The 3,734-nt window shown below is 63.6% G+C and carries 1 protein-coding gene and 1 pseudogene; both read left to right on the top strand.

Features of this window, described 5'->3' with window-relative positions:
- Positions 1–2,562: DNA-directed RNA polymerase subunit beta (gene rpoB / locus AC1P6P_RS14160; RefSeq protein WP_481403090.1), on the top strand; the 2,562-nt coding region annotated here is incomplete at its 5' end.
- A 123-nt stretch (positions 2,563–2,685) separates the two neighbouring features.
- Positions 2,686–3,734: pseudogene (locus AC1P6P_RS14155) on the top strand (DNA-directed RNA polymerase subunit beta'); the annotation flags it as partial.

Here is a 3,734-nt window from a genome sequence, read left to right as displayed (position 1 = left end):
GCCGCCGCGGTGCGCGAGTTCTTCGGCTCGTCGCAGCTGTCGCAGTTCATGGACCAGACCAACCCGCTGTCGGAAGTCACCCACAAGCGCCGCATGTCGGCCCTTGGACCGGGCGGCTTGACCCGCGAGCGCGCCGGCTTCGAAGTGCGCGACGTGCATCCGACGCATTACGGCCGCATCTGCCCGATCGAGACGCCGGAAGGCCCGAACATCGGTCTGATCAACTCGCTGGCGACGTACGCGCGCATCAACAAGTACGGCTTCATCGAAAGCCCGTACCGCCGCGTTCGCAACAAGCACGTCACTGACGAAGTCCAGTATCTGTCGGCGATGGAAGAGGCGAAGTACATGATCGCCCAGGCCAACGCGACGATCGACAGCCGCGGCCGCATCACCGACGAACTGGTGTCCTGCCGCAGCCATGGCGACTACGTCATGACGACGCCGGACCAGATCGACTTCATCGACGTGTCGCCGAAGCAGTTGGTGTCGGTCGCCGCAGCGCTGGTGCCGTTCCTTGAAAACGACGACGCCAACCGCGCCCTGATGGGTGCCAACATGCAACGTCAGGCGGTGCCGTTGTTGCAGCCGGAAGCGCCGCTGGTCGGTACCGGTCTCGAAGACAAGGTGGCGCGCGACTCCGGTTCGGCCATTGCCGCGCGTCGTGCCGGCATGGTCGATCAGGTCGATGCCACCCGTATCGTCGTGCGCGCGACGGAAGAAGCCGATCCCACCAAGCCGGGCATCGACATCTACCGCCTCAAGAAGTTCCAGCGCTCCAACCAGTCGACCTGCATCACGCAGAAGCCGCTGGTGAAGGTCGGCGACAAGCTGCAGAAGGGCGACATCATCGCCGACGGTCCGTCGACCGAGTTGGGCGATCTCGCGCTCGGCAAGAATGCGCTCGTCGCCTTCATGCCGTGGAACGGCTACAACTACGAGGACTCGATCCTCATCTCCGAGCGCATCGTGCGCGACGACGTCTTCACCTCGATCCACATCGAGGAATTCGAGACGATGGCGCGCGACACCAAGCTCGGTCCTGAGGAAATCACGCGCGACATCCCGAACGTCGGCGAAGAAAACCTCAAGAACCTCGACGAAGCCGGCATCGTCTACATCGGTGCCGAGGTCAACGCGGGCGACATTCTGGTCGGCAAGGTGACGCCGAAGGGCGAAACCCCGATGACGCCGGAAGAAAAGCTCCTGCGCGCCATCTTCGGCGAGAAGGCGGCCGACGTGCGCGACACCTCGCTCCGCGTTCCGCCGGGCGTCACCGGCACGATCGTGGAAGTGCGCGTGTTCAACCGCCACGGCGTCGACAAGGACCAGCGTGCGCTGGCGATCGAACGCGCCGAGGAAGAGCGTTTGGCTGAGGACCGCGACGACGAGCTGTCGATCCTCGAGCGCAACATCTTCGCGCGTCTCTCCGACCTTCTGATGGGCAAGACCGCCGCGTCGGGCCCGAAGAACATGGCGCCGGATACCAAGATCACCCCGGAAGTGCTGGCGGCGATCCCGAAGCACCAGTGGTGGCAGATCGGCGTGCGCGCCGACAAGGCGATGGCCGAGATCGAAGGACTGCGCAAGCAGTACGACGAGTCCAAGCAACGCCTCGATAAGCGCTTCGCCGACAAGGTCGAAAAGCTGCGTCGCGGCGACGAACTCGCCCCTGGCGTGATGAAGATGGTCAAGGTGTTCGTCGCGGTGAAGCGCAAGCTGCAGCCGGGCGACAAGATGGCCGGTCGTCACGGCAACAAGGGCGTGATCAGCCGCATCCTGCCGATCGAAGACATGCCGTACCTCGAAGACGGCACCGCGGTCGATCTCGTGCTCAACCCGCTGGGCGTGCCGTCGCGCATGAACGTCGGGCAGATTCTCGAGACCCACCTCGGCTGGGCCTGCGCCGGCATGGGCAAGAAGATCGGCGAGACGGTCGAAAAGGTGAAGCGCGACGGCAAGTACGATGGCCTGCGCCGCTACCTGAAGCACGTCTACAACAACGACGAGCGCCTCGCTGAACTCGACGACCAGGGCCTGATCGAAATGGCGGACAATCTGCGTCCGGGCGTTCCGATCGCCACTCCGGTGTTCGACGGCGCCAAGGAGCCGGACATCGTCGACATGCTGCGCGAGGCGGGCATCGCCGAAAGCGGCCAGTCGACCTTGTACGACGGTCGTACCGGCGAGGCGTTCCAGCGCAAGGTCACGGTCGGCATCATCTACATGCTGAAGCTGCACCACCTGGTCGACGACAAGATCCACGCCCGTTCGATCGGTCCGTACAGCCTCGTTACCCAGCAGCCGCTGGGCGGCAAGGCGCAGTTCGGCGGTCAGCGGTTCGGCGAAATGGAGGTCTGGGCCCTGGAGGCTTACGGCGCCGCCTACACGTTGCAGGAAATCCTGACCGTGAAGTCGGACGACGTCGCCGGCCGCACCAAGGTCTACGAAGCGATCGTCCGCGGCGAGGACACGTTCGAAGCCGGTATTCCCGAAAGCTTCAACGTGCTCGTCAAGGAAATGCGCTCGCTCGGCCTGAACGTCGAGCTGGTGAACGGATAGACGATGTGAGGCCCCGCGCGAAGCCCGGCGCGCGGTGGTCTGGTGAGGGCCTTCTCCCTGGGTCTGTGAAAGGGGGAAGGTGGCAAAGACGGATAGCGACGCGAACTCGCAAAGAGAGCCCAAATGAACCAAGAGCTGATGAACGTCTTCTCGGCCGGCAAGGAAGTCCCGACCTTCGACCGGATCAAGATTTCGCTGGCCTCGCCGGAGCAGATCCTGCGTTGGAGCCACGGTGAAATCAAAAAGCCGGAGACGATCAACTACCGCACCTTCAAACCCGAACGCGACGGCCTGTTCTGCGCCCGCATCTTCGGACCGGTGAAGGACTACGAGTGCTTGTGCGGCAAGTACAAGCGCATGAAGTACAAGGGCATCGTCTGCGAAAAGTGCGGCGTCGAAGTCACCATCCAGAAGGTGCGTCGCGACCGCATGGGCCACATCGAGCTGGCCTCGCCGGTGGCGCACATCTGGTTCCTCAAGTCGCTGCCGAGCCGCATCGGTCTGATGCTCGACATGACGCTGAAGGATCTCGAGCGCGTCCTCTATTTCGAGAACTACATCGTCATCGAGCCGGGCCTGACGCCGCTCAAGGAACGTCAGCTGCTGTCGGAAGACGAGTTCTACAAGTCGCAGGACGAATACGGCAACGACAGCTTCACCGCCATGATCGGCGCCGAGGCGATCCGTTCGCTGCTGCAGGCGATCGACCTCAAGAAGCTGGCCGATGACCTGCGCGCCGAAATCGCCACCTGCAACGGCGGCGAAAAGCCGAAGAAGCTGGTCAAGCGCCTCAAGGTCGTGGAAGCCTTCATCGACTCCGGCAACCGTCCGGAGTGGATGATCATGACCGTGGTCCCGGTCATCCCGCCGGAACTGCGCCCGCTGGTGCCGCTCGACGGCGGCCGCTTCGCGACCTCGGACCTCAACGACCTTTATCGCCGCGTCATCAACCGCAACAACCGCCTCAAGCGGCTTATCGAGCTGAAAGCGCCGGACATCATCGTGCGCAACGAAAAGCGCATGCTGCAGGAAGCCGTCGACGCTTTGTTCGACAACGGCCGCCGCGGCCGCGTCATCACCGGCGCCAACAAGCGTCCGCTGAAGTCGCTCGCCGACATGCTGAAGGGCAAGCAGGGCCGCTTCCGTCAGAACCTGCTCGGCAAGCGCGTCGA

This window comes from Rhizomicrobium sp. (assembly GCF_056722145.1).
Note: the sequence above shows the minus strand (reverse complement) of the source record. Positions and strands in the feature narration are given on the sequence as shown.